Source organism: Bacillus cereus group sp. BfR-BA-01350 (assembly GCF_022663775.1).
Classification (GTDB): Bacteria; Bacillota; Bacilli; order Bacillales; family Bacillaceae_G; genus Bacillus_A; species Bacillus_A paranthracis.
Map to the genome: position 1 here is coordinate 187,124 of NZ_JAKUGD010000006.1, position 26,851 is coordinate 213,974.

The window sequence follows — 26,851 nt, forward strand, 5'->3', positions numbered from 1 at the left end:
TGTTACGCTGTGATCCAAGCTTCGTTAGCTGGATTTTTACGCCACTCTTGTAATTTTTTCGTTTCAGCTTGTCCGATCATACCTTTTTCTGCTGCAACTTCAGTTAATGCACTGTAATCACTTAAAGAATATGATGCTACGTTCGCTGCTTCTAACTTTTCTTTTCCTGCTTCTAGCTCGTATGTGAAGATTGATACGATTCCTAATACTTCACAGCCAGCTTCGCGAAGTGCTTCTACACATGTAATTGCACTGCCGCCAGTTGAAATTAAGTCTTCTACTACTACTACTTTTTGACCTTTTTCAGCTTTTCCTTCGATTTGGTTCCCTTTACCGTGACCTTTTGCTTTACTACGTACGTAGCACATTGGTAAATCCATACGATCACTTACCCATGCAGCGTGCGCAATACCAGCAGTTGCTGTTCCTGCAATAACTTCTACAGTTGGGAAGTGCTCTTTAATTAACTCTTCTAATCCAGCTGCAATCGCTTGACGTACTTTCGGATAAGATAAAGTTAAACGGTTATCACAATAAATTGGTGATTTCATACCTGAAGACCATGTGAATGGATCATTCGGTTGTAAAAATACTGCTCCAATTTCTAATAAATGCGATGCGATTTCTTTTTTCATACTGTTACACCTTCCCACTGTTGTTTTACTGTTTTATACGCTTCAAGCGGATTTTCTGCTTTTGTAATACTACGTCCAACTACGATATAGCTTGAGCCAAGTTCCCTCGCACGTTTCGGTGTTGCTACGCGCACCTGATCATTTACATCATCGCTTGCAAGACGAATCCCCGGTGTTACTGTTACAAATTCATTTCCGCATACTTCACGTAATTTTGGAACTTCAAGTGTTGAGCAAACAACGCCATCAAGTCCACTTTCTTTCGTTAGTTTTGCATAATGAGCAACCGCTTCTTCTAACGTTTTCTCAATGCCGATCTCTTTTTTCATCATAGCTTCCGAAGTGCTTGTTAGTTGTGTAACCGCAATACAAATCGGTCTCTCTTTTCCTTCTTGCTTACCTTCCTCTAATCCCTCAATCGCAGCTTTCATCATACTGCTTCCCCCAGCAGCATGAACATTTACCATATCAACATCTAGACTAGCTAGGCTACGCATAGCGCTTTTTACTGTATTTGGAATATCATGAAGTTTTAAATCTAGAAAAATCTTATGTCCTTTTTCTTTTAAGTACGTAATAATTGCAGGGCCTTCTTTGTAAAATAACTCCATACCAACTTTGACAAATAACTCTTCCCCTTCAAAGTGGCGCAAGAATTGTTCTACATCTTGTTTCCCTGGGAAATCTAGTGCAACGATTAACGACTGTGACATGTTTGCTTCCAGCTCCTTCCTTGACATTCCGAAATGTGATCAAATCCTAATTCATCTAGTAATGCTGGTAACTCTTCAATAATTGTCGGACATACGAACGGATCGATAAAGTTCGCTGTACCTACTGCAACTGCGCTTGCGCCAGCGTAGAAGAATTCGATTACATCTTCCGCTGTTTCAATACCACCCATTCCGATAATTGGAATGTTAACCGCTTGACTTACTTCATGTACCATACGAATTGCTACTGGCTTAATCGCAGGACCTGATAATCCGCCTGTACGGTTTGCTAAAATTGGTTTAGCTGTTTTTAAATCTAGACGCATACCAAGCAATGTATTAATCATCGTTAAACCATCTGCACCTGCATTTTCAATCGCTTTTGCAATTTCCACAATGTTTGCCACGTTCGGTGACAACTTCACGTATACAGGTACTTCAGAAACCTCTTTTACTCGCTTCGTTAAATCAGCAGCAATTTCAGGATTTGTACCAAAGGCGATACCACCTGTTTTTACGTTTGGACAAGAAATATTTAATTCCAGTGCATGGACATTAGGCGCTTTAGAAATTTCCTTTGCAACCGCTACGTAATCCTCAGCTTGTGAACCTGCAACGTTTGCAATGATTGGAAGGTCAAATTGTTCTAACCATGGTAATTCAGAATTCATTACTTTTTCTAATCCTGGGTTTTGAAGTCCGATTGCATTTAACATGCCGCCCGGTGTTTCAGCAACACGAGGCGTAGGATTTCCATAGCGTGGTTGTTCTGTCGTCGCTTTAATCATGATTGATCCTAGTACACTTAAATCGTAAAACTGTGCATATTCACGACCAAACCCAAAGCATCCAGATGCTGGTATAATTGGATTTTTTAATGATAATCCCGGTAATTCAACTTGCAATCTGTTCATAGTACAACCTCCCCGATTGGAAATACTGGTCCGTCGCTACACACCTTCTTGTAAGAATGTCCACTTGGATCTTCTTGTAAGTGGCATACACATGCGAAACAAGCTCCAATACCACAGCCCATACGTTCTTCTAATGAAATATAGGCTTTTTTCTCTTTGTAACGTCCTTCTAATGCACGAAGCATCGCTAACGGACCACATGAATAAAGAATATCAAAGTCAATTCCGTAATGATCAATTACATCTGTGACAAATCCTTTTGTACCGTGTGTACCGTCTACTGTCGCAACGTACGTATCACCAAGTTCTGCAAATTTTTCTTCATAGAAAACTACATCTTTCGTTTGAAAACCTAAGATGTGAATCACACGTACACCTTTTGCAACGAGGCGCTGTGATAATTCATAAAGTGGTGGTACACCAATCCCCCCGCCTACTAGTAAAGCTGTTTGACCAGCTTCTGCTTCTTCTACAGGAAAACCGTGTCCTAATGGTCCTAATACATCTACCACTTCACCTTGTTTTCTAGTTGCTAATGTTTTTGTCCCTTGTCCTTCCGCACGATATAGCATTGTAAATTCGTTCTTCTCTTGATCTACATTACAAATACTAATTGGGCGGCGCAGAAGGGGCGCAATGCCCTCTGCTACCTTAATGTGTACAAACTGCCCTGGTTCGTTCATTTGCTGTACTAAAGTTCCTTGAAGCACTAATTCGTAAATGTTCTTTGCGATTTCTTTTTGATTAACGACGATCATATTTTGCTTTTGCATCATGCATGTACCACCTCGTGACGCTTTGTTTGCGTAATTTCTTTCATTGAATGAGCTGAGAATGTCATAGATTCTAATACTCGTAAGATTGCTCTCGTTGTATCAAGTGATGTTAAGCAAGCTACACCATTTTCTACTGATTCACGGCGAATGCGGAAACCATCACGCGCTGGTTGTTTGCCTTTTGTTAATGTATTGATTACAAACTGTGCTTTTCCTTGGCGGATAATATCTAGTAAGTTGTAGTCCTCAGAATCAATTTTGTTTACAACTTGTACTGGGATATTTTGCTCTGTTAACGATTTTGCTGTTCCAGCTGTTGCTAATAAGTTATAGCCGATTTCATGGAAACGTTTTGCAATTTCCATCGCCTCTTCTTTATCTTTATCCGCTACAGTAATGATTACTGATCCGTGCGTTGGGATGTTAATTCCAGAAGCAACTAACCCTTTGTATAATGCTTTTTCAAGCGTTAAATCTTTACCCATTACTTCCCCTGTTGATTTCATTTCAGGTCCTAATGTTGTATCCACTGAGCGTAATTTCGCGAATGAGAATACCGGAGCTTTTACATATACTTCTTTCTCTTCTGGGTGATAGCCCGTTCCGTATCCTTGCTCTACTAGGTCTTGCCCTAGAATAACTTTCGTTGCAACGTTTGCCATTGGTACACCTGTAATTTTACTTAAGAATGGTACTGTACGGCTCGCACGTGGATTTACTTCAATTACGTACACTTGATCTTCGAATACGACAAACTGGATATTTAGTAATCCAACAATGTTTAATCCTTTTCCAAGTGCAATTGTATGTTCAATAATTTGTTCTTTTAATTTTTCAGATAAGCTTTGTGGTGGATATACTCCAATTGAGTCACCAGAGTGAACTCCAGCGCGTTCAATATGTTCCATAATACCTGGAATGAATACATTCTCACCGTCTGAAATTGCATCTACTTCAATTTCTTTACCGACCATGTAACGGTCGATTAATACTGGGTGATCTGCGTGAACTTTAACTGCATTTTTCATGTAGTGCAGTAGTTCTTCTTGACGATATACGATTTCCATCGCACGTCCACCTAGTACGTAAGATGGTCTTACTAATACTGGGTAACCAATTTCTTCTGCGATTGCTACCGCTTGTTCTACAGTCGTTGCTGTTTTACCAACTGGTTGTGGGATACCAAGTTTTGTTAAAGCAGCTTCGAATTTATCTCGATCTTCTGCACGGTCTAAGTCTTCAAGTGATGTTCCTAAAATCTTTACACCATGTTCTTCTAATTTTGCCGCTAAGTTAATCGCCGTTTGTCCACCGAACTGAACGATAACACCTTCTGGTTTTTCTAAATCGATGATGTGCATTACATCTTCAATCGTTAATGGTTCAAAGTATAATTTGTCAGAAATACTGAAGTCTGTTGAAACAGTTTCTGGGTTATTATTAATGATAATCGCTTCATATCCAGCTTCTTTAATTGCCCATACTGAGTGAACTGTTGCATAGTCAAACTCAACACCTTGACCAATGCGGATCGGACCAGATCCTAGAACTACTACACTCTTACGATCTGTTACAATTGATTCGTTTTCCTCAGCGTATGTGCTGTAGTAATACGGTGTTGCAGATTCAAACTCTGCCGCACAAGTATCTACCATTTTGAATACTGGCGTCATATTATTTTCTTTACGCATATCGTAAATTTCGCGCTCCGTTTTGTTCCAAGCTGCTGCGATGTAGTGATCGCTGAAGCCCATTTCTTTTGCGGTTTGTAGTACTTCCATATTTCCTACATTCGCTTTTACTTCGCGTTCCATATTTACGATGTTTTCAACTTTTTGTAAGAAGAAGAAGTCCATTTCACACCATTCGTTAATCTCTTCTTTCGTTACACCTTGACGAATTGCTTCTGCTACGATAAACAGTCGCTCATCATCTGCTTTAATAATGCGTTTTTTCATTGTTTCTTTATCAAGTTCTTTTAAGTGATCTAATTCTAAGTGATAAATGCCAAGCTCTAAAGAACGAACCGCTTTTAATAATGATTCTTCTAAGTTACGTCCGATTGACATAACCTCACCAGTTGCTTTCATTTGCGTTCCAAGTGTTCTGTTCGCTGATTCAAACTTATCAAATGGCCAGCGTGGAATTTTTGAAACAACATAGTCTAATGCTGGCTCGAAGCAAGCGTAAGTTTTTTGTGTTACTGGGTTTACGATTTCATCTAATGTTAAGCCGACTGCAATTTTCGCTGCTAATTTCGCAATTGGATATCCAGTTGCTTTAGATGCTAATGCAGATGAACGACTTACACGTGGGTTTACTTCGATTACATAGTATTGGAAGCTATATGGATCTAGTGCAAGCTGAACGTTACATCCACCTTCAATTCCTAGTGCACGAATAATTCGTAATGAAGTATTACGTAACATTTGGTATTCACGGTCGCTTAGCGTTTGGCTCGGTGCTACAACGATAGAATCACCTGTATGAACACCAACTGGATCGATGTTTTCCATGTTACATACTACAATCGCGTTATCATTTGAATCACGCATTACTTCATATTCAATTTCTTTACAACCAGCAATACTTTTCTCTAATAAACATTGTGTTACTGGGCTATGTTTTAAACCACTTGTTACGATTTCAATTAACTCTTCTTCGTTATGGCAAATTCCGCCGCCCGTTCCGCCTAATGTAAATGCTGGACGAACGATTACTGGATAACCAATTTCGTTTACAAAGCCATATGCTTCATCAAGGTTATGAATAATTTCACTTGGTGGTGTTGGTTCATTTAAATCTTGCATTAATGTACGGAATAAATCACGATCTTCCGCTTGCTCGATTGCTGATAATTTTGTTCCTAAAATTTCAACTCCGCACTCTTCAAGTACGCCTGATTTTGCAAGTTCAACAGCCATGTTTAAACCTGTTTGACCACCTAATGTTGGTAAGATTGCATCTGGACGTTCTTTACGAATGATTCGGCTTACAAATTCTAATGTTAAAGGCTCAATGTATACTTTATCTGCTGTTGCAGTATCTGTCATAATTGTTGCTGGGTTAGAGTTAACAAGGATTACTTTGTAACCTTCCTCTTTAAGAGATTGACAAGCTTGTGTTCCAGAGTAGTCAAACTCCGCTGCTTGCCCAATTACAATTGGTCCTGATCCGATTACTAAAATTGTGTTAATGTCTAGGCGTTTTGGCATAACTCTTCCCCTTCTTTCTTGAAGTTTTCAATCATTGTTAAGAAATCTTCGAATAAATCATTTGCATCTTCTGGTCCTGCTGAAGCTTCTGGATGGTATTGAACTGTAAATGCTGGGAACTTCTTATGACGAAGACCTTCTACTGTTCCATCATTTAAAGCAACATGTGTAATTTCAAGTTCTGTATTTTCAACTGATTCTTCTTCTACTGCGTAACCATGGTTTTGAGATGTAATTGCTACTTTTCCAGTTGCAAGATTTTTTACTGGATGGTTTAACCCACGGTGGCCGAATTTTAACTTACTTGTATTCGCACCAGATGCTAGCGCGAACAATTGATGTCCTAGGCAAATTCCGAATAAAGGAACTTTACCGATAATGTCTTTTAACATTTCAATTGCTTCTGGTACATCTTTTGGATCCCCAGGTCCGTTACTTAACATAATTCCATCTGGACTAAGGCGTAAAATTTCTTCGGCTGTTGTGTTGTAAGGAACTACAATTACATCACAATCACGTTTATTTAATTCTCTTAAAATACCATGTTTCATACCGAAGTCTACTAATACAACACGATGTCCGCGGCCTGGGCTTGGGTATGGATCTTTCGTTGATACGCGTTTCACATGGTCTGTAAATACTGTCGCTTTTAATTGGCTTACGATGTACTCTACATCTGCATCCATGTTACAAAGGCGTCCGCGTAATGTACCGTATTGACGAATTTTTCTCGTTAATTTTCTCGTATCAATTCCTGCTAATCCTGGAATGTTTCTTTCTTTTAAGTAGTCATTTAACGAAATTTCATTACGGAAGTTTGATGGGTGATCACAAATTTCGTTTACGATTAAACCATTTACAGATGGGTGAATCGATTCAAAATCGTCACGGTTGATGCCGTAGTTTCCGATTAATGGGTACGTGAATGTTACAATTTGACCGCAATATGATGGATCAGATAATGTTTCTTGATATCCAGTCATTCCTGTTGTAAATACAACCTCACCTGACTTTTCGATTTCTCCTCCGAAACCTGTTCCAATTAATACTGTTCCATCTTCTAAGATAAGTTGTCTTTTCATACTAATGCACTCTCCTTTTGCCATGCGATCTTACCACCAACGATTGTCATTACCGGCCATCCTTGGCATTTCCAACCTGCGAATGGTGTATTTTTTCCTTTTGATAAGAATGTTGTTGGGTCAATCTCTTCTTCTTGTTCTAAATCAATGATTGTAATATCAGCTGTTCTACCTTCTTTCAGGCGACCTGCTTCTAAGCCGAATGTATCAGCTGGCTTTTCTGTTAAGAATTGAATTAATTGTTCTAATGTAATAATTCCTTTTTTCACAAGGTTTGTGTATAAAAGCGGGAATGCTGTTTCAAAACCAGTAATTCCGAATGGTGCTCTTTCAATTCCTTGTGCTTTCTCTTCTGCTGTATGCGGTGCATGATCAGTTGCGATCATATCGATTGTTCCATCTAATAAACCTTCAATTAATGCTGCATGATCTTCTTTTCCACGAAGCGGTGGGTTCATTTTAAAGTTAGGGTCAGCTGATGGGATATCATCTTCACATAACACTAGGTGATGAGGTGTTACTTCTGCTGTTACTTTAATTCCAGCGCTCTTTGCATCACGGATTACACGTACAGAGCCTTTCGTACTTACGTGACATACGTGATAGTGACAATCTGCCGCTTCAGCAAGCAGTATATCCCTTGCAATATGTACAGATTCACATACTGATGGGATACCGTTTAATCCGTGTTTCTCAGAAAACTTCCCTTCATGTACACAACCTTTATTAATAAGAGTATTCTCTTCACAGTGCGCAACTACTGCCATATTTAATTTCGCTGCACGTTTCATAGCAGCTAACATCATGCTAGCATCTTGTACGCCTACACCGTCATCAGTGAAAGCAAATGCTCCAAGTTCTTTTAACGTTTCGAAATCTGTCATTTCAGAACCCGCTTGACGTACTGTAATTGCTCCATATGGTAATACGTTAACATGCGCTTTTTCTTTAATACGATTTTGTAAGTCTTCCATATGTTCTCTACAATCTGGTACTGGACGTGTATTTGGCATTGCGCAAATTGTAGTGAATCCACCTTTTGCCGCTGCTAATGTACCTGTTTCAATTGTTTCTTTATGTTCACCACCTGGTTCACGAAGGTGTACGTGTACATCTACTAATCCAGGTGCGATTAACTTTCCGTTCACATCGATTACTTCAGCATTATCTGCCGTAATATTTTCTGCTACTTTAGCGATTTTACCGTCTTGTACGAGAAGATCTGTTGCTACGATTTTTCCTTCTTCATTCATATAACGACCATTTTTAAACAAATAATTCATGTTTCATTCCTCCTAATACATTTGGTAAGGCGCGTTTTAGTACAGCCATTCTTACGTAAACTCCATTTTCCATTTGTTTAAATATGCGTGAACGCTCACACTCAACAAGTTCACTTGCAATTTCAACATCACGGTTTACAGGAGCTGGATGCATAATAATGCTTCCTTCTTTCATACGCTTTTCTCTTTCCACTGTTAATCCGTGTTTCTCATGATACTCTTTCATAATGTCTGTTTCATAATGATCATGACGCTCATGTTGTACACGGAGTAACATCATTACGTCCACTTCTGGAACAAGTTCATCCAATGATTTGTATGTTCCAAATGTGTTGTCTTCATCTTTCCATTCTTCTGGACTTGCAAAGTAAATTGTTGCACCCAGCTTCGTTAATGCTTCTGCATTAGAACGTGCTACTCGGCTATGACGAACATCTCCTACTATCGCAATCTTCAAACCTTCAAATCTTCCAAACTCTTGTTTAATGGTAAGAAGATCGAGCAGGCACTGTGTTGGATGATTTCCACATCCATCTCCAGCGTTTAAGATTGGAATATTCACCTGATCTTTTAGTTCATCGAAGTAGCGATCTTGCTCATGGCGGATGACCACTGCTTTTGTTCCGATTGATTCTAGTGTTCTTATCGTATCGTATAAAGTTTCTCCTTTTTGTACGCTAGATGCATCAGCTGAAAAGTTTAAAACATCAAGTCCTAATCTCTTCTCAGCAACTTCAAAGCTAAATCTCGTTCTCGTACTATTCTCAAAGAACAAGTTTGCAACAAAAGTTTGCTCTGTCGTTTTGCTCTCTTTCCCATTCGCAAAATCTTCTGCGTCTTTTAGGATTTCTGAAATTTCTACTTCCGATAATTCACTCATCGTTAACAAATGGCTCATCGTCATCCCTCATCTTTCTGATTTTTATGTTACCACTTTTGTATTTTTATAACAACCTTTGCATAAAAATACCCTAGTCGTGTGAGACTAGGGTGCAAGAAAGAAGCCACCCTTTCCGGTCTCACAGGACTGAATTAAAAGGTTATTATTATGAAGCAATCTGGTTAGATTGTTTTATTTGTTTCGTTTCCGGTAGTAGTAGATTTAACAGTACACCTACAATTGCTGCTAGTGCCATTCCTTCTACTTGGAATGATTCTCCTACGTGAAGTACCGCTCCACCAATACCGATTACTAGTATTACTGATGCAATCATTAAGTTTCGTTTGTCACTTAAATCTGTTTTATCGTCTACCATCATGCGTAATCCGCTTGATGCGATTACACCGAATAGTAAGATGGATACACCACCCATAACTGGTGTTGGGATCGAATGAATCAGCGCAGAAATCTTACCAATAAATCCGAACATGATTGCGAATACCGCTGAACCGATGAATAAGTATACACTGTACGCTCTTGTAATTGCTAGCACACCGATGTTTTCACCATACGTTGTATTCGGTGGTCCACCGATTAGTGATGCGATTAATGTTGCTACTCCATCACCGAAGATCGAACGGTGTAAACCTGGTTTTTCAATTAAATCCCTTTTAATAACATTCCCTAATACAATTTGATGTCCGATATGTTCTGAAATTGTTACTAGTGCAACTGGTACCATCAAGAGTACAATCTTCCATGAAAACTCTGGTGTGTATGTTACAAATGGTACTGTGAAATCTGGTACAACAAACCATTTTGCCTCAGCTACCGGCTTTAAGTCTACTAGTCCTTGGAAGTAAGCGAAGATGTAACCTCCGATGATTCCAAGTAACACTGGTATGATACTGAAGAACCCTCTCCCGAATATGGAGCAAATGATTGTAATTGCTAATGTTACTAATGCTACTGAAAAGTGTGTAAAGCTATATTTGCCATCCGCACCATTCATCGCCATGTTAACTGCTGTATGTGCTAAAGCTAGCCCGATTACCATTACTACTGGACCAACTACGATTGGTGGTAGTAATTTCATAATCCACTTTGATCCTGATTTCTTAATTCCGAGTGAGATTAAGATGTATACAAGTCCTGCTAGCAAACCACCAAGCATTGCTGCTCCGGGTCCCCCTGCCGTTTTCGCTGTTATAATCGGTGCGATAAAGGCAAATGATGATCCAAGATAGGCAGGTACTTGACCTTTCGTTATAAGAAGAAACGCTAACGTTCCTAATCCACTTGATATTAATGCTACTGACGGATTCAATCCTGTTAAAAATGGAACAAGCACTGTTGATCCAAACATCGCGAACAAATGTTGTATACTTAAAAATAACCATTTTCCCGGTTTCGGTACTTCATTAACGTCTAACACTGGCTTTTGTTCCATTGTTACATCCTCCTTCAGTTTAAATCTTTGCAATAAAAAAACTCTTTGTGCCTGTGCACAAAGAGTCCTACACTTTCGTATGCCAAATTTGACATATGAAAGCCAAGACCCTTTGGCAGCCTCACAGGACTACATTTAAAAGGGCTTTACTTATCGTATATGCTTACTCGATCTTGTTGATCTGTCTCTTGCAAATCAACTTCGATACGCTCTTCACTTGATGTTGGAATGTTCTTTCCTACATAATCAGCGCGAATTGGTAGTTCACGATGACCTCTATCAACAAGAACCGCTAGTTGGATTTGTGATGGTCTACCTAAATCCATAAGAGCATCCATTGCTGCTCGAACAGTTCTGCCTGTATATAATACATCATCCACAAGGATAACTTTTTTCTTCGTAATATCTACAGGGATATCAGAACCTTTTACAAGTGGTTCTTTATTTTTCGATTGTAGCGTTAAATCATCACGATATAACGTAATGTCTAGCTCTCCAACCTCTATTTCTTTTCCTTCAATTTGACCAATTCGTTCTGCCAAACGTTGTGCAATAAAAATTCCACGAGTTTTAATTCCGACAAGAACACAATTATCGACACCTTTATTTCGTTCCACGATTTCATGACTAATTCGTGTTAAAGCGCGGCGAATCATTTGGTCATCTAAAACGACAGCTTTCTCTTGCATGCTCTACACCTCCAAGCTTTTTTCTTGCGTGAGAGTAATGGTATAAAAAAAGTCCTCTCAGCGTGTGCGAGAGGACTTTTGAAAAAGGGTACAGCATACCCTATGTATTTCAAACCGTTACCTTCTCAACCTCACGGGGCTGTGTTAAAGGATCATTATTTAACTGTTGTCAGTATCTCAGTTTTCTTATGATTTGTCAATACTATTTTCGTAAAATATTTAATGCGTCTTCAAACACTTCCGGAATCGGTGCCTCAAACTGAATATATTCACCAGTACGAGGATGGTCAAATCCTAAAATGCCTGCGTGAAGTGCTTGTCCATTCATGTCTAATGTTTTCTTTGGTCCATACTTTGGATCTCCTGCAAGTGGATAGCCAATATATTTCATATGAACACGAATTTGGTGTGTACGCCCTGTTTCTAAGCGACATTCTACAAGTGTGAAATCTTTGAATCGCTCTAACACTTGGAAATGCGTAACAGCATGCTTACCATTTTCATCAACCGTCATACTTTGACGTTCTTTCTTATCACGAGCAATCGGAGCATCAATTGTTCCCTTATCATGCGGAATAACACCGTGTACAATCGCTTTGTAACGTCTTGTTACTGTTTTTGCTACAAGTTGATTTACAAGTGATTCGTGTGCCATATCATTTTTAGCAACCATTAATAGGCCTGATGTATCTTTATCAATACGATGCACGATACCTGGACGCATTACACCGTTAATACCCGATAAGTCTGTACAATGGTGCATAAGACCGTTCACAAGCGTTCCACTTGTATGACCTGGTGCTGGATGTACAACCATACCACGCGGCTTATTAACAACAAGTACATCTGCATCTTCATAATAAATTTCTAAGTTCATATCTTCTGGCTGAATATCTAACTCTTCTGGCTCAGGAATCGTCACTGTAATTTCATCATTTTCTCTAACTTTATAATTCCCTTTTACAGCTTTTCCATTAACTGTCACAACGTCATCTTTAATCCATTGTTGTACTTGTGTACGTGACCATTCATTATTTATTCCTGCAACGAATTTATCAATTCGCTCGTTTTTTTGTTCTTCTGCAACTGTTACTTGTACTACTTCACTCATTCAATTACTCCTTCGTTTTCTTGCCTTCTAATAATGTTTGAATAATAATTAATACAACACCAATACATAATGCTGAATCAGCGATATTGAATACTGGATAGTTGTACGAGAAAATATACACGTGAATGAAATCCACTACTTCTTGTCTAAATACACGATCAATAAAATTACCAATTGCTCCGCCTAAAATTAGACCTAATGAAATTCCTAGAAGCTTGTCTGTTTTTGCATATTTTTTCATATAAAATACGATAAATGCTACAAAAACGACTGTAATAATGTAGAAAAACCACATTTTATTTTCTAAAATGCCCCAAGCAGCTCCTCTATTTCGATGTGATGTTATGTATAATACATTATCGATAATCGGAATACTCGTACCTAATTCCATGTTCTTTACAATTAGCCATTTCGATATTTGATCGATGGCAATGACAAATAACGCTATTACATAATATATCATTTTCATTTCCCCCACAAAGACAGTGTACCTCAAAATTTTAGCATAGCTGCAACCTTTTCACAATGAACCTTTATAGAAGAATAAAATAAATTAAAAAAAGGTAATATAATATCGTTGTGCACATTCATACATTTACTTTTTCATAGAAAAATTCATGAATGGTACGGGCAGTCGGCATCGTTTTCATTTGTTTTACCGAAATGACTCTCCCTGTGTCTTCACAAATACCATACATATCTATTTCCATTTTAAATAATGCACGTTCTACATCTTTTAAATCCTCTTTTATATCATGTAACAAAAGTTTTTTCTTTATCTCTTCCTTCATTTCATATCCAAGCTCTTCGCTAAACTCTGTATCATATTTGTGCATGACCTCTTTAGCTAGCCTCTCTTGTAACTCTTTTCGCATCAATTGCAATTCTTCTTTGATTTCCATATACATTTCATTCACGTGTACATTCCTCCCAGTTGCAATGTACGATTAGTGTGTCCGAAATTTATATGCTTACCTCTCACACATTTTTCCTTCATAGGAAAGAGAGTGAAAGTTATTTCAATATACTGTTAACAAAAAAAAATGACTGCACTTTACGTGCAGTCATCCCTTATTATTTTACATAATTTTCTTTAACAACTGTTGCACAACGCTCACATAATGTTTCATGTTCAGCGTCTTTACCAATTGTTTCTGAAACTACCCAACAACGTTCACATGTTTCACCAGTTGCTTGAGCAACAACAACCGCTGTATGTTCATACTTCGGTGCATCTGCTGGCGCTTCTTCCATCATGCCACCAAGTTTGTACTCAGAAACGATGAATAATTGCTTTAAGTCTTCGTTAATAGACTCTAACATAGCTTTCATTTCTGCAGTTGGATATAGCGTAATGCTTGCATTTAATGACTTACCGATTACCTTTTCATTACGAGCTACTTCTAACGCTTTTAATACGTCATCACGCAATGTCATAAATGCATCCCATTTTGTTTTTAATGCTTCTGCACCATCTAATTGTACAGCTTCTGGCATATCAGTTAATTGTACACTTTCTTCTGTTACACCTGGAATGTATGGCCATACTTCATCAGCTGTATGCGGTAAGATTGGTGTTACAAGTTTCGTCAATGCAACAAGAACATCATATAATACAGTTTGAATTGCACGACGATCTTCATGGTTCGCACCTTCAATGTATAAAATGTCTTTTGCAAAGTCTAAGTAGAATGAACTTAAATCAATTGTACAGAAGTTATGAATTGCATGATATACAGCAGCGAAGTCGTATGTCTCATATGCTTCTTTTACTTTTGTAATTAAGTCATTTAATTTCACTAACATGTAACGATCTACTTCACGAAGTTCAGCTACAGCTACTGTATTTTCACTTGGCTTAAAGTCGTCTAAGTTTCCTAATAAGAAACGGAATGTGTTACGGATTTTACGATACACTTCTGCTACTTGTTTTAAAATATCATCCGAAATACGTACATCAGATTGATAGTCAACAGAAGATACCCATAATCGTAAAATATCTCCGCCTAATTGATCCATAATTTTCTTCGGTACGACGATGTTTCCAATCGACTTACTCATTTTACGTCCTTCACCATCTAATACGAAACCGTGGCTTAGTACGCCTTTATATGGCGCTTTTCCTGTTACAGCAACTGCTGTCGATAATGAAGAGTTAAACCAACCACGATATTGGTCAGATCCTTCTAAATATAAATCTGCTGGACGTTGTAAGTCATTGCGCTCTTCTAATACCGCTTGGTGAGAAGAACCTGAGTCGAACCATACATCCATGATGTCTGTTTCTTTACGGAATTCACCATTTGGGCTACCTGGATGTGTAAATCCTTCTGGTAATAGATCTTTCGCTTCACGCTCAAACCATACGTTAGAACCGTGTTCACGGAATAAATCAGCTACATGGTTAATTGTTTCATCCGTAATAATTGGATCACCATTCTCAGCATAGAATACAGGAATTGGCACACCCCATGCACGCTGACGAGAAATACACCAGTCACCACGGTCACGAACCATGTTATGAAGACGAGTTTCACCCCATGCTGGTACCCATTTTGTTTCCGCAACAGCTTCTAATAACTCTTTACGGAATGCTTCAATAGATGCAAACCACTGTGCTGTCGCACGGAAAATAATAGGTTTTTTCGTTCTCCAATCATGTGGATATGAATGCGTAATGAATGTTAGCTTCAGTAATGCGCCTACTTCTTCTAATTTTTCTGTAATTGGCTTGTTAGCTTTATCATAGAATAAGCCTTCAAATCCAGGTGCTTCCTCTGTTAATACACCTTTATCATCAACTGGGCAAAGTACTTCTAAGCCATACTTTTTACCAACAATAAAGTCATCTTCCCCGTGTCCTGGTGCTGTATGAACACAACCTGTACCTGCATCCGTTGTTACGTGATCTCCTAGCATAACTAATGAATCACGATCGTAGAATGGATGCTTTGCAACTGTATACTCAAGCTCACTACCTTTTACCGTTTTCACAACTTCAGCATTTTCCCACTCTAACGTTTTTGCAACTGTCTCAAATAGTTCAGAAGCAATAATATATTTTTCATCATTTACTTTTACAATAGCGTATTCAAGTTCTGGGTGAACAGAAATACCTAAGTTTGCAGGCAACGTCCAAGGCGTTGTTGTCCAGATAATGTATTTCTCATCACCTTCTAATACGTTCTTTCCATCTTTTACAGGGAATGCTACGTAAATAGATGCTGATTTTTTATCTTGGTATTCAATTTCAGCTTCTGCTAAAGCTGATTCACTCGTTGGTGACCAGTAAACTGGTTTTTGTCCTTTATAGATATAACCTTTTTTCGCCATATCACCAAACACTTTAATTTGTTGTGCTTCATAAGCTGGCTCTAAAGTAATGTATGGGTTATCCCAATCAGCACGTACACCTAAACGCTTAAATTGCTCACGCTGACGTTCTACTTGTTCATATGCATACTCTGCACATAACTTACGGAACTCAGCAACTGTCATTTCTTTACGCTTTACACCTTTATTTGTTAAAGCTTGTTCAATTGGTAAACCGTGTGTATCCCAACCTGGGACATATGGCGCACAGAAACCAGTCATTGATTTATAACGAACGATAAAGTCTTTTAATACTTTATTTAATGCATGTCCCATATGAATGTCACCATTCGCATATGGAGGTCCATCATGCAGTACAAATAAAGGACGACCTTTCGTATGTTCTTGTACCTTTTCATAAATATTCATTTCCGCCCACTTTTCTTGCATTGCAGGCTCACGTTTTGGTAAATTCCCACGCATTGGGAACTCTGTTTTTGGCATTAGTAATGTATTTTTGTACTCCATGCTCAATTCCTCCTTACATGTATAAAAGAAAGACCTAAAAAACGGAATAAAAAAGAGACTTTCTCATCCCAAAAAGGGACGAGAAAGTCTCCCGCGGTACCACCCTAGTAGATCCTATACGTATGTATACAATCCTCTTTATATTCTTAACGCGAATATACGCCTACGCTTACTCTATTTGTTCAGCGCGGAACTCCAGGGTGATATTCCCATTATCTCCTTATCCTGAGCTTACACCATCCTCAGTTCGCTATATAAGGTATGAAAAAGGTACTTATCCCTATCTTCGTTTTTCTTAATAAATATGTTGTTTAAAATTATATGTAATAATGAGAAAAACGTCAAGCTTACACTGTTTCTTCTTTTTTCAACAGCTCGTCTACTTCGTCTTCTAACTCAATTAGTTTATCCCAATCATCGTTGTTTAACATTTCAAGCTGTGTTTCTAATAACATACGGAAACGAGTGCGGAATACTTTCGCTTGTTTCTTTAGCTCTTCAATATCAAAAGCAACTTTTCTTGATTTTACTAAAGCTTCGTTAATAATACGGTCTGCATTCTTTTCAGCTTCACGTACAATTAATTTCGCTTCTTTTTGGGCATTACGTTTTACTTCTTCCGCTGCTTCTTGTGCAACAACGATAGATTTGTTTAACGTATCTTCAATATTAGAGAAATGATCTAACTTCCCTTCTAATTGCGCAACTTGTTCTTCTAAAGCTTTTTTCTCACGAATGACTAATTCATAATCTTTGATAATTTGATCAAGAAACTCATTTACTTGATCCTCATCATAGCCACGGAATCCGCGACCAAATTCTTTGTTATGAATATCTAATGGTGTTAACGGCACAACGCCACCTCCAAGTAGTTATCTAAATTTCCTCTTTCAATTATATCTTTTCTTCGACAAAATAGGAGGATTTCCTTCTAAAAAACCAATCATTTTAGTATACCATACAAAATTCTCCATTTGTCGCGCTTTGTTCTACCTTCTACAGAAAACAATTTACTGCGTCCATATCCTCTCACTGAAAAAACATCTCCTGGATAACATTCATAAGAGGTTTGCTCCACTGTTTTCCAATTCACTTTTACTAAACCATTTTTTATGAAAGGTTGTACTTTTTGCCTAGATATATGTAACATTTCAGCTAACATAACATCTAAACGAAGTGAAGAAACCGTTCCGGATTTCTCCCCCCACGTTTCTTGTATCTGTAGAATTTTTTCCCCTTGCACTGGTGATAAGGAGACTTTCACTTTTCCTATAGATTGTAAGTTCATCTCAATATAAGATACAACTTCTTTCGCGACTACAATTTGGGCACGATCTTCTTGAAGCAAAATATCACCACATTTTTCTCTCGTTAAACCGAGAGACATAAATGTACCTAATATTTGCCTATGCTCTAGCGTATAAAACTTGGAAGGATAGTCAATTTCCAATACTTCTACTTGAAATTCCTCTTCATTTATTACTAGATAGTCCGGATAAATGAGTGCTCTTTTGCGCTCTGCTTGAGACGTTGCACCATCAAATTGTACAGCAACATCTCCTTGTCCTATTACCATCGTGACAATTTGTTGTTGTCTTGGATCAAGAAAGTCTGTTAACTTCACTTGATGGTACTCTGCTGCTCGCTTCCACTCTAACACTTTATCCACAAAGACCACTTCATCAGGTCTAAAATGCTCGTAGATGCTCATGTATTTAACCTCTTACTATAAGAAATAGCCGAATAAAGTTACTAAACCACTTGTAGCAAGTTTCAACGCAAAAATCGCAACGAGTGGTGAGATGTCAATCATACCAAGCGGCGGAATAAATCTGCGAAATGGTTCTAAATACGGTTCACAAATACGGGCAAGAAAATCTCCGAAAGTTGATTCCTTTGCACCTGGGAACCATGATAGGAGAATGTAAATAATAAGTGCCCACGAGTAAATCTCGATAGCAGTAACTAAAAGCCTTAAAACTGTTTCCATGGCGTATTACCACCTCTTTATATTTGTGTCTTCTTCTTCACCGAATAACTCTGAAATTGCACCAACTATATCTACATTTTCAGGCGTGCACATAAATGTTTTCGGTCCTATTTTTTGAATGTCCCCGCCTATAGCGTATACAGTACCACTTAAAAAGTCAACGATACGTACAGCTTGATCAGTAGACATTCGTTGTAAATTAATTACAACAGCTCGTCTACCTTTTAAATGGTCCGCAATTCCTTGCGCTTCCGAATATGTGCGTGGTTCTAATAAAACAACTTTTGAAGATTGCTTTGCTGTTTCAATGCTCACAACATTTTGTTTCGGTTGCGCTTTTGGAAACGTAACATCTTGCTGTTCTGGCGGATCTTGCTGCTTCTTCATGTCTGATTGCTCCTTTTCATAACTATATTGAGCTGCTTCTTTTTCTTCCGGTGTATCAAAAAAGAAGTATTTTACTTTTGACCAACTCATAATAAGATTCTCCTTCCTTTTACGCTTTTCCTACTAAAATCGTCCCCAAACGAATATATGTAGCACCTTCTTCAATTGCAATCGTGTAATCATTAGACATTCCCATTGATAATTCTTTACATGGCGCATGTAATAATTCTAGCTCCTGCACCTCTGCTTGTAGCATACGTAACTCCTTAAAACAGCGTCTGATTTCTCCCTCTTCTTCTGTAAATGGAGCCATTGTCATTAGTCCAACCACTTCAATCTTATCCAATTCTTGCAAACTTTGAATAAAAGAAACGGTTTCTTCTATTGCCAATCCTTGCTTTGATTCTTCAGATGATGTTTTCACTTGAATAAAACATTTCACTTTCTTATCCGCACGTTTTTGAATTTCTTTTGCAAGTGAAAGGCGATCTAATGAATGTAAATAATCGATTTCATTAATGATTTCTTTTACTTTTCTCGTTTGTAATGATCCAATAAAATGCCAATTCACTTTTGAACCGAAATGTTCGTACTTCTGTAAGAAACCTTCATTTCTATTTTCACCTAAATCGATAATTCCAGCTTCAATTACTTCGTTTGTTTTTTCAATTCCTACCGTTTTTGTAACCGCAACGAGTTTAATATCTTGCAAAGAACGTCCCGCTCGCGCGCAAGATTGTTTAATTGCTTCGTTTACAGTTGTTAAATTTTTTTGTACTGTCACTTGCTTTCTTCCTCCTTAAAACCTATGAAACTCAACATTCTCCCCGTTTTACCTTGATCACGGCGATGAGAGAAAAACAGTTGTTCTTCACAGCTTGTACAAAGAGATGACATTACAATATTCTCTTCTTTTATGCCTGCTTGTACACATAATATACGATTAATTTCTTTTAAATCAATTGCGTACTGTCCGTCAGAAATTTTCTTATAAGGAACAGAACCGTTCACTACTTGCTCTGCTGCTGTTAACACTCGATCATCAACAACGTAACAACAAGATCCAATTGCTGGTCCAATCGCAACATGAATTTCATCACTTGAAATCCCTTCTGCATTCCATTTTTGAATCATTTCTTTTGCAATCTCTTTTACAGTGCCTTTCCATCCAGCATGCGCAAGTCCTATCATACCATGTGATGGTGCATAAAAATAGAGTGGAACACAATCCGCATAACAAGATGTTAGAAGAACATCATTATTAGTCGTATAAATGCCATCTGTTTTTGAAATGCCGTCTTCATATGAATAAACGCCACTTCCTTTTTCCTGTTGTCCTACTTTTTCAACATGATGATCATGAACTTGTTCAGAGCAAATCCAGTTTTCTAATGGTTTTTGTAACTTATTTGCTAAAATGCGTCTATTTTCATGAACGTTCTCGGCAATATCATTCACATGTAATCCTAAATTCATTGCATGAAAGGAGCCCGTACTTACCCCACCATCTTTTGTCGTAAATCCAGCAGTAATGTTTCCAAGTTCTTTCCACGCTTCTAAATACAGTATACCGTCCACATATTTAAATGGTTCTCTCATAACAGCGGCTCCTTTTAATTAAAATAACATAAAAAAGCATGGTACTTCCTGTCTATTTTACCATACTTTTATTTTTTCATAATCCTAACAGAAAAAAAAGAGGAATTTGTAATATTCTTTATGAAATTGTCGGTGTTTGTATTGATTCTGTTACAGAATTAACAGGATTTACTCTAACAAGTATGACATCTTCCCCAATTTTCACAATTTCTTTCCAAGGAATTACAATTTCTACGTCTTTCCCAAAAATCCCGAACGCACGTTCCTTTTTAGAAATAATAATAGAATCGATCTTCCCTGTGTTCATATCAATTTCAATATCACCAATATTACCCAGCCTTTTTCCGTCTGAAACATTTATTATATCTTTCATCTGTAATTCCGAAATTTGTATCACTTTCATCCTCTCCCTTATATATGACGAATCGAAAAAACATTGTTTCTCAAATTAACAGGAAGCACCCTCTTACCAACCTCATATTATTTTTATTATATGAACACAGCTATCCTACTATGAGCGCAAACAAACTATATGACATATAAAAAGGTCTCACCATAAATGGTGAAACCTTATCCTTGAATCGTCTTATTCATTTGTTTAATAGCTGATTTCTCTAAACGTGACACTTGTGCTTGAGAAATCCCAATTTCTTCTGCAACTTCCATTTGTGTTTTCCCTTGGAAGAAACGTTTGCGAATAATCATTTTCTCACGATCATTTAAACGCTTCATTCCTTCTTTTAGTGCTAACTCTTCAACCCACTGCTCGTCCTTTTGTTTTTCATCACTTAACTGATCCATAACAAAGATAGGATCTCCCCCATCGTTATAAATCGGTTCAAATAATGAAACTGGATCTTGAATTGCATCTAAAGCAAAAACAATTTCTTCATGAGTCACTTCAAGCACTTTTGCAATATCCATTGCTGTTGGTTCTTTTGAATTTTCTGCAATCAACTTTTCTCTTACTTGTAACGCTTTATACGCAATATCTCGTAATGAGCGAGATACGCGAATCGGATTGTTATCACGCAAATATCTGCGTATTTCCCCAATAATCATCGGCACAGCATACGTTGAAAATTTTACATTTTGGCCTAAATCAAAATTATCAATGGATTTCATAAGTCCGATGCAACCAACTTGAAATAAATCGTCAACATATTCTCCTCTGTTATTAAATCTTTGGATGACGCTCAGTACAAGACGTAAGTTTCCATTCACTAATTTCTCTCTTGCGCTTATCTCTCCACTTTGCATTTCACGAAATAATTTACGCATTTCATCATTTTTTAGTACGGGAAGTTTAGCTGTATCAACACCGCAAATTTCTACTTTGTTTCTCGTCAAAGTGTTCCCTCCTATCGGGAGTTGCTGTACAGTGTAAAGTATTTCCTTTGAAGGGGATTTTATGCATGCGGTTTTCTCTTCATTTTTCATTTTCGTTGTCCTTCCTCATACAACGAAAGAGAATAAGACCAGCCTACATAACGGCTGGTCTTATTCTTTACACCATTTTATTAAATTCTTTTCGTAACCTTTTTATGATTCTTTTTTCCAAACGCGAAATGTATGACTGTGAAATCCCAAGCATATCCGCTACATCTTTTTGCGTCTTTTCCTCTCCTCCAGCGAGCCCAAACCGAAGTTCCATAATTTGTTTTTCACGATCATTCAATTGATGTAATGCTTTCATTAGAAGATGACGATCAACCGTAGCTTCTAAATCTTTTGTAATAATATCATCGTCTGTCCCTAATACATCTGATAATAAAAGTTCATTCCCGTCCCAATCGATGTTAAGTGGTTCATCAAAAGAAACTTCTGAACGATTTTTATTATTGCGGCGTAAATGCATTAAGATTTCATTTTCGATACAACGTGAGGCATATGTTGCTAATTTTATTTTCTTTTCTGGATTAAATGTATTTACCGCTTTAATAAGCCCGATTGTTCCAATACTAATCAAATCTTCAATATTTATCCCTGTATTTTCAAACTTTCTTGCTATATATACGACTAGCCGTAAATTACGTTCAATCAGTAACGACCTTGCCGCCTGATCTCCTTTTGGCAATTTATTTAATAAAACTTCCTCTTCTTCTTTCGTTAACGGCGGTGGTAACGCTTCACTTCCACCAATGTAATAAATTTCATCGGTCTTAATTCCTAATTTCAACAATACTTTATACCAAAGGTATACTAAATAAAATTTTAATTTCATCATATTATCCCGCCTCCCATTATTAAGCAATTACCATCTTTTGCGAAATTAACATTTTCGGATGCACAATACATTGATACTCTCCATTGGTTGACAACTGTTGTGTATTTAATCCAATCAATACTTTATTCACGACAATAGAACTACCTTCATGATAAATTTGTACACTTTCTGGCTTAATTGCCCATAAAAATTGATTCTCTACTCCTACTGCTCGGAAAGGAATTAAGCGTAATTTTGTCGCCCACCCAGAATCATTTTCTGGTATTTGAGGAATCTGTGTTTTGGAATAAATTTGTTCTGTTAACCAAGCTGGCAAACAATGTTCTAATGATGAAATATGCATAATCATAACAGGTGTTTTCGTTAACGGGTCGTAAAGTTGATTCCCACTATCAATTAAACCTGCGAGTTCTAGTTCCTCTTCAGCTAATTGAATTTTCAATTTCACAATTTGATCATAGTGTATTTTTGTAACCTCTACGCTTTCAATACGCTTTTTAGAAAAATAATAAATGACTGGAAAACCAAAAATAACGAACAACCAACTAATTGGGTCACCGTAAGAAATTGATTGAGATTGAACCAACCCATTTACCATTTCATTCGTTTGCAAAAAGAAATGAGTGCCCATTAATCCTCCGCCAACCATAAAGGTTACAAAGTAAAAAGTAAAAACAGTTTGTGCATAATTTCTAAATGTTGTAAACCCAAATGCTGTATACACAATAAGTAACGAGTACAGTAGTTTCATAATCGGATGTGTCATCATAGAAGCAAAAGGAGTAAAGGCAAAAATAACAATGGTTGAACCTATCAATGCCCCTAACACAAGCCTCCATCTTTTGATCTTCTTTTTTAACACGGTAGCTGTTAATAAAAGTAAAAGAAAATCAATGCAGGCGTTTAACAACCAAACAACGTCGGCGTAAACAACCAAACAATTCACCTCTTTTTTTAAGTTGAGACTAGTATAATGCATATCCAATAGGAAAGTGTGTCAATTTGCGGAGGTGTTTTTTTGTTATTTTGTGCTTTCTAGACATAATCTGTCGGTAAAAAATAAAAGTATATGTTTCATAGAATGCTATATTTTTTTCTTACATATAAAGTGAAACTTTAATCTGTACGCACCAATTGAGCTACCCAGCAAAAAGCGGAATAAATTACAATAAAAAAAGACCTGCTTAGCAGATCTTTTCCCTGTATAAAACAAAAAAGGAGCATAAATGCTCCTTTTCTTTTATCGTCTACGACGATTACGTAAGAATGCTGGAATATCGATATCATCTGAATCTGAATGACGCTCATGTACAACCGGCTCTTCACGCTTCATTTCACGTTTTACTTCACGTTGTTTTGGTGGTTGAGCTACTGGCTGTTGCTGTTGTTGCGTGTGATTCACATTCGGACGGATAATTGGTTTTGGTGGTTGAGTTGCAATTGTATCATCAAAACCAGTTGCAATTACAGTTACAACGATATCATCTTTTAATCCTTCATTAATAACCGAACCGAAGATCATATTTACTTCTGGATCTGAAGCTGAAGCTACAATGTCTGCCGCTTCTTGTACTTCATATAAGCTTAAGTTAGCTCCACCCGTAATGTTCATGATAACACCTTGAGCTCCATCAATAGATGTTTCTAATAATGGACTAGAAATCGCTTTTTTCGCAGCTTCAGCAGCACGATTTTCTCCATTACCAGAACCAATACCCATTAAAGCAGAACCTCTATTAGACATAATTGTCTTTACGTCTGCGAAGTCTAAGTTAATTAAACCTGGTGTTGCAATTAAATCAGAAATACCTTGAACACCTTGACGTAATACGTTATCTGCTTCACGGAATGCCTCTAACATTGGCGTGTTTTTATCAACAATCTCTAATAAGCGATCGTTTGGAATTACAATAAGTGTATCTACATTTTCTTTAAATGCCGCAATACCAGATGCCGCTTGTGTTGCACGCTTACGTCCTTCAAATGTAAATGGGCGTGTTACAACACCAACTGTTAATGCACCTAATTCTTTTGCCACTTGAGCAACAACTGGAGCTGCACCAGTTCCAGTTCCGCCGCCCATACCAGCAGTTACGAATACCATATCAGCACCACGAAGTGCTTCTTGGATCTGTTCTTTACTTTCTTCTGCAGCTTTTTTCCCTACTTCAGGGTTTGCACCTGCACCAAGTCCACGTGTTAATTTTCCACCAATTTGCATTTTCGTTTCAGCTTTTGATAGATTTAATGCTTGTGCATCAGTATTCACAGCGATAAAGTCTACACCTTGTACACCGTGTTCAATCATACGGTTTACAGCATTGTTTCCGCCACCGCCGACACCGATAACTTTTATATTCGCTAATTGATCTTGAGTAGTATCAAACTCTAACATGTCGAAATCCCCCTAGAACCTCATTTTTCGTGTCCAATTTTAATCCCATAAATAACGGAATACACGTTTTACTTTTGACATCATACGGTCATCATTTTGATTATTATTGTTTTGATTACGAGTTTTTTGTTTCGCAGGTTGCTGTTGTACCGGCGTTGGAGCTGGTGCTGGTACTGGTTCAAAATGCTCTTGTTTTTCCTGCACATTTTTCCCACGCAACTTAGCTTTTTGATAAGAATGTTTAATTAATCCTACTCCACTTGTATATTGGGGCTCACGCACGCCAATATAATCAGGAGTTGCTATACGAACATTTTCATGTAAAATATCATATGCAAGATCAAGAACACCTGGCATAGAAGCAATTCCACCAGTTAGTACATAACCAGAAGCTACTTGCTTTACTCCTAACTTACGCACTTCATCTTGAACAAACATTAAAATTTCCTCTACACGAGCCTCTATTATATCCGATAATTCCAACTGAGAATATTGTTCTGTTTGATCGCTTCCCATAATAGGAACCGTAAACATCTCTTCTTCAGACGCTGTATCATAAAAAGCATGTCCATATTTCAACTTAATTTGATCTGCATTTTCTGTTGAAGTTTTCAACCCAATCGCAATATCTTTCGTTATATGGTCTCCACCTAATGGTAATACGCTCGTCGCTTGTAACTCTCCATCTTTAAAAATAGATAAAGTTGTAGATCCTCCCCCCATATCAACAAGGGCTACTCCTCTATTTTTTTCATCTGAAGATATAGCAACTGTTGCAGCCGCTAAAGGTTGAAGACAAATATCAACAATTTCAAGACCTGCTTTTTCTACACAACGAAGTAGGTTATGTAGTAAAGTTCTCGAGCCTGTAATAAGTGTACCTTCCATTTCTAATCTTACACCGATCATCCCGCGCGGATCGTTAATCTCGTCAAGACCGTCTACAATGAACTGTCGAGGTACCACATCAATAAACTCACGTTCTGGAGCAATTGACACAACTTGTGCTGCATCTAGAACGCGTAAGACATCTTCATTCCCGATTTCACGATCTTCATTTGAAACAGCGACTACTCCGTGACAAGGAAGTAGCTGTACCTGGTTTGCATTGACACCTACTACAACTTGCTCAATGTGGATTCCCACCATGCGCTCAGCTTGTTCAATTGCTTTTTTAATTGATCGAACAGTCTCGTCTATATCAACTATCGATCCCTTCTTTAAACCATTTGATTTTACATTTCCAACACCAATAATGTTTAAGCTGTCATTAACCATTTCACCAATGATGACTTTAACATTGGATGTACCGATGTCAAGACTAACATATATTTCATTGCTGTTCATTCTTTGGCACCTCCTTCTTTATTTATACCATACAACTCAATATATGGAACAACAATCGCAACTTTACTATTTATAAGAAAAATATTCAACGTCTTTATACGTTTCCCTTTTTTAACCCTATATTTTTCTTATTTTTATTTAACATTCATTTAAGAATATCGCAGTAAACTATGAATAACTGCTTATCTTGAAATAATTCTATTTCAAGTGTAAAGATTACCGCCAAGTATAAGTCTACACTAAGATGTACTCATAGAAAAGTGAAACTTGTACCAATCCTAGTATGAATCTAAGAATTTTTACATATTTTTCATCAAA

At 37.5% G+C, this 26,851-nt stretch carries 26 protein-coding genes and 1 other annotated feature; all 26 genes read right to left on the minus strand.

The genetic code is table 11. The features are described 5' to 3' along the window. Window positions 1–2 precede the first annotated feature (2 nt). The 26 genes from pyrE to ftsA all read right to left on the minus strand — a co-directional run bounded on the left by pyrE (window position 3) and on the right by ftsA (window position 26,533). Window positions 3–635: an orotate phosphoribosyltransferase gene (pyrE, locus tag MR147_RS15640; protein WP_000711449.1), complete on the minus strand. Its 633-nt coding sequence runs from the start codon at window positions 633–635 to the stop codon at window positions 3–5. Then, the gene (gene pyrF / locus MR147_RS15645) at window positions 632–1,348 is read right to left on the minus strand and encodes an orotidine-5'-phosphate decarboxylase (RefSeq protein WP_000083496.1); all 717 of its coding nucleotides are present in this window, start codon (window positions 1,346–1,348) and stop codon (window positions 632–634) included. Before pyrF ends, pyrE begins: the two co-directional genes overlap by 4 nt. Beyond that, window positions 1,333–2,262 carry a dihydroorotate oxidase B catalytic subunit gene (pyrD, locus tag MR147_RS15650; RefSeq protein WP_001081057.1) on the minus strand — a complete coding sequence of 310 codons (930 nt, stop codon included), beginning with the start codon at window positions 2,260–2,262 and terminating at the stop codon, window positions 1,333–1,335. Before pyrD ends, pyrF begins: the two co-directional genes overlap by 16 nt. Beyond that, on the minus strand, window positions 2,259–3,038 hold the full coding sequence (pyrK, locus tag MR147_RS15655) for a dihydroorotate oxidase B electron transfer subunit (RefSeq protein WP_074606271.1): 780 nt from the start codon (window positions 3,036–3,038) through the stop codon (window positions 2,259–2,261). The genes pyrD and pyrK overlap by 4 nt, the downstream gene beginning before the upstream one ends. Then, a complete protein-coding gene (gene carB, locus MR147_RS15660; RefSeq protein ID WP_048557651.1) occupies window positions 3,035–6,253 on the minus strand; it encodes a carbamoyl-phosphate synthase large subunit in 3,219 nt (1,072 codons plus the stop codon). The genes pyrK and carB overlap by 4 nt, the downstream gene beginning before the upstream one ends. Beyond that, complete coding sequence (locus tag MR147_RS15665; protein ID WP_000828682.1) at window positions 6,238–7,335, minus strand: carbamoyl phosphate synthase small subunit; 1,098 nt, start codon at window positions 7,333–7,335, stop codon at window positions 6,238–6,240. Before MR147_RS15665 ends, carB begins: the two co-directional genes overlap by 16 nt. Beyond that, window positions 7,332–8,618 carry a dihydroorotase gene (gene pyrC, locus MR147_RS15670; protein ID WP_074606273.1) on the minus strand — a complete coding sequence of 429 codons (1,287 nt, stop codon included), beginning with the start codon at window positions 8,616–8,618 and terminating at the stop codon, window positions 7,332–7,334. The genes MR147_RS15665 and pyrC overlap by 4 nt, the downstream gene beginning before the upstream one ends. Continuing rightward, window positions 8,602–9,516 carry an aspartate carbamoyltransferase gene (gene pyrB, locus MR147_RS15675; protein WP_000018857.1) on the minus strand — a complete coding sequence of 305 codons (915 nt, stop codon included), beginning with the start codon at window positions 9,514–9,516 and terminating at the stop codon, window positions 8,602–8,604. Before pyrB ends, pyrC begins: the two co-directional genes overlap by 17 nt. Window positions 9,517–9,664: 148 nt before the next feature. Then, window positions 9,665–10,948, minus strand: a complete 1,284-nt coding sequence (gene uraA / locus MR147_RS15680; protein WP_000435935.1) for a uracil permease — start codon at window positions 10,946–10,948, stop codon at window positions 9,665–9,667. A gap of 146 nt (window positions 10,949–11,094) precedes the next feature. Further along, window positions 11,095–11,637, minus strand: coding sequence for a bifunctional pyrimidine operon transcriptional regulator/uracil phosphoribosyltransferase (pyrR, locus tag MR147_RS15685; RefSeq protein WP_001156487.1), 543 nt, complete (start codon window positions 11,635–11,637; stop codon window positions 11,095–11,097). 202 nt (window positions 11,638–11,839) lie between these two features. Beyond that, window positions 11,840–12,748, minus strand: coding sequence for an RluA family pseudouridine synthase (locus tag MR147_RS15690; protein WP_000005838.1), 909 nt, complete (start codon window positions 12,746–12,748; stop codon window positions 11,840–11,842). Window positions 12,749–12,752: 4 nt separating this feature from the next. Further along, window positions 12,753–13,211 (minus strand): lipoprotein signal peptidase LspA, encoded by a 459-nt coding sequence (lspA, locus tag MR147_RS15695; RefSeq protein ID WP_000642177.1) that lies wholly within the window; start codon window positions 13,209–13,211, stop codon window positions 12,753–12,755. Window positions 13,212–13,335: 124 nt separating this feature from the next. Beyond that, the gene (locus MR147_RS15700) at window positions 13,336–13,665 is read right to left on the minus strand and encodes a TraR/DksA family transcriptional regulator (protein ID WP_001004661.1); all 330 of its coding nucleotides are present in this window, start codon (window positions 13,663–13,665) and stop codon (window positions 13,336–13,338) included. Between the two features lie 157 nt (window positions 13,666–13,822). Further along, window positions 13,823–16,588, minus strand: coding sequence for an isoleucine--tRNA ligase (ileS2, locus tag MR147_RS15705; RefSeq protein WP_074606274.1), 2,766 nt, complete (start codon window positions 16,586–16,588; stop codon window positions 13,823–13,825). 71 nt (window positions 16,589–16,659) lie between these two features. After that, window positions 16,660–16,884: a binding site (T-box leader), on the minus strand. A gap of 51 nt (window positions 16,885–16,935) precedes the next feature. Next, a complete protein-coding gene (gene divIVA, locus MR147_RS15710; protein WP_001131612.1) occupies window positions 16,936–17,442 on the minus strand; it encodes a septum site-determining protein DivIVA in 507 nt (168 codons plus the stop codon). 89 nt (window positions 17,443–17,531) lie between these two features. Next, window positions 17,532–18,299 carry a YlmH family RNA-binding protein gene (locus MR147_RS15715; protein ID WP_000029725.1) on the minus strand — a complete coding sequence of 256 codons (768 nt, stop codon included), beginning with the start codon at window positions 18,297–18,299 and terminating at the stop codon, window positions 17,532–17,534. A 15-nt stretch (window positions 18,300–18,314) separates the two neighbouring features. Further along, a complete protein-coding gene (locus tag MR147_RS15720) occupies window positions 18,315–18,578 on the minus strand; it encodes a YggT family protein (RefSeq protein ID WP_000450918.1) in 264 nt (87 codons plus the stop codon). 6 nt (window positions 18,579–18,584) lie between these two features. Beyond that, window positions 18,585–19,055 (minus strand): cell division protein SepF, encoded by a 471-nt coding sequence (locus tag MR147_RS15725; RefSeq protein ID WP_000119130.1) that lies wholly within the window; start codon window positions 19,053–19,055, stop codon window positions 18,585–18,587. Between the two features lie 19 nt (window positions 19,056–19,074). Next, a complete protein-coding gene (locus MR147_RS15730) occupies window positions 19,075–19,749 on the minus strand; it encodes a YggS family pyridoxal phosphate-dependent enzyme (RefSeq protein ID WP_242304516.1) in 675 nt (224 codons plus the stop codon). After that, window positions 19,746–20,564: a peptidoglycan editing factor PgeF gene (pgeF, locus tag MR147_RS15735; RefSeq protein WP_001980614.1), complete on the minus strand. Its 819-nt coding sequence runs from the start codon at window positions 20,562–20,564 to the stop codon at window positions 19,746–19,748. Before pgeF ends, MR147_RS15730 begins: the two co-directional genes overlap by 4 nt. Window positions 20,565–20,682: 118 nt before the next feature. Continuing rightward, the gene (locus MR147_RS15740) at window positions 20,683–20,967 is read right to left on the minus strand and encodes a YlmC/YmxH family sporulation protein (protein ID WP_242304517.1); all 285 of its coding nucleotides are present in this window, start codon (window positions 20,965–20,967) and stop codon (window positions 20,683–20,685) included. Window positions 20,968–21,134: 167 nt separating this feature from the next. Beyond that, window positions 21,135–21,914, minus strand: coding sequence for an RNA polymerase sporulation sigma factor SigG (gene sigG, locus MR147_RS15745; protein ID WP_000197753.1), 780 nt, complete (start codon window positions 21,912–21,914; stop codon window positions 21,135–21,137). Between the two features lie 157 nt (window positions 21,915–22,071). Then, window positions 22,072–22,791 (minus strand): RNA polymerase sporulation sigma factor SigE, encoded by a 720-nt coding sequence (gene sigE, locus MR147_RS15750; protein WP_000976948.1) that lies wholly within the window; start codon window positions 22,789–22,791, stop codon window positions 22,072–22,074. A gap of 19 nt (window positions 22,792–22,810) precedes the next feature. After that, on the minus strand, window positions 22,811–23,728 hold the full coding sequence (spoIIGA, locus tag MR147_RS15755; RefSeq protein WP_000261994.1) for a sigma-E processing peptidase SpoIIGA: 918 nt from the start codon (window positions 23,726–23,728) through the stop codon (window positions 22,811–22,813). Window positions 23,729–24,031: 303 nt separating this feature from the next. Continuing rightward, window positions 24,032–25,186, minus strand: a complete 1,155-nt coding sequence (gene ftsZ, locus MR147_RS15760) for a cell division protein FtsZ (protein WP_000888991.1) — start codon at window positions 25,184–25,186, stop codon at window positions 24,032–24,034. A gap of 39 nt (window positions 25,187–25,225) precedes the next feature. Continuing rightward, window positions 25,226–26,533 carry a cell division protein FtsA gene (gene ftsA / locus MR147_RS15765; RefSeq protein ID WP_001087553.1) on the minus strand — a complete coding sequence of 436 codons (1,308 nt, stop codon included), beginning with the start codon at window positions 26,531–26,533 and terminating at the stop codon, window positions 25,226–25,228. Window positions 26,534–26,851 lie beyond the last annotated feature (318 nt).

Bases quoted from the DNA above. Each gene is read 5' to 3' on its own strand.
- pyrE (WP_000711449.1), bottom strand. From the start codon at position 635: ATGAAAAAAGAAATCGCATCGCATTTATTAGAAATTGGAGCAGTATTT.
- pyrF (WP_000083496.1), bottom strand. From the start codon at position 1,348: ATGTCACAGTCGTTAATCGTTGCACTAGATTTCCCAGGGAAACAAGAT.
- pyrD (WP_001081057.1), bottom strand. From the start codon at position 2,262: ATGAACAGATTGCAAGTTGAATTACCGGGATTATCATTAAAAAATCCA.
- pyrK (WP_074606271.1), bottom strand. From the start codon at position 3,038: ATGATGCAAAAGCAAAATATGATCGTCGTTAATCAAAAAGAAATCGCA.
- carB (WP_048557651.1), bottom strand. From the start codon at position 6,253: ATGCCAAAACGCCTAGACATTAACACAATTTTAGTAATCGGATCAGGA.
- MR147_RS15665 (WP_000828682.1), bottom strand. From the start codon at position 7,335: ATGAAAAGACAACTTATCTTAGAAGATGGAACAGTATTAATTGGAACA.
- pyrC (WP_074606273.1), bottom strand. From the start codon at position 8,618: ATGAATTATTTGTTTAAAAATGGTCGTTATATGAATGAAGAAGGAAAA.
- pyrB (WP_000018857.1), bottom strand. From the start codon at position 9,516: ATGAGCCATTTGTTAACGATGAGTGAATTATCGGAAGTAGAAATTTCA.
- uraA (WP_000435935.1), bottom strand. From the start codon at position 10,948: ATGGAACAAAAGCCAGTGTTAGACGTTAATGAAGTACCGAAACCGGGA.
- pyrR (WP_001156487.1), bottom strand. From the start codon at position 11,637: ATGCAAGAGAAAGCTGTCGTTTTAGATGACCAAATGATTCGCCGCGCT.
- MR147_RS15690 (WP_000005838.1), bottom strand. From the start codon at position 12,748: ATGAGTGAAGTAGTACAAGTAACAGTTGCAGAAGAACAAAAAAACGAG.
- lspA (WP_000642177.1), bottom strand. From the start codon at position 13,211: ATGATATATTATGTAATAGCGTTATTTGTCATTGCCATCGATCAAATA.
- ileS2 (WP_074606274.1), bottom strand. From the start codon at position 16,588: ATGGAGTACAAAAATACATTACTAATGCCAAAAACAGAGTTCCCAATG.
- MR147_RS15715 (WP_000029725.1), bottom strand. From the start codon at position 18,299: ATGAGCATCTACGAGCATTTTAGACCTGATGAAGTGGTCTTTGTGGAT.
- MR147_RS15720 (WP_000450918.1), bottom strand. From the start codon at position 18,578: ATGGAAACAGTTTTAAGGCTTTTAGTTACTGCTATCGAGATTTACTCG.
- MR147_RS15725 (WP_000119130.1), bottom strand. From the start codon at position 19,055: ATGAGTTGGTCAAAAGTAAAATACTTCTTTTTTGATACACCGGAAGAA.
- pgeF (WP_001980614.1), bottom strand. From the start codon at position 20,564: ATGAGAGAACCATTTAAATATGTGGACGGTATACTGTATTTAGAAGCG.
- MR147_RS15740 (WP_242304517.1), bottom strand. From the start codon at position 20,967: ATGAAAGTGATACAAATTTCGGAATTACAGATGAAAGATATAATAAAT.
- sigE (WP_000976948.1), bottom strand. From the start codon at position 22,791: ATGATGAAATTAAAATTTTATTTAGTATACCTTTGGTATAAAGTATTG.
- ftsZ (WP_000888991.1), bottom strand. From the start codon at position 25,186: ATGTTAGAGTTTGATACTACTCAAGATCAATTAGCGAATATAAAAGTT.
- ftsA (WP_001087553.1), bottom strand. From the start codon at position 26,533: ATGAACAGCAATGAAATATATGTTAGTCTTGACATCGGTACATCCAAT.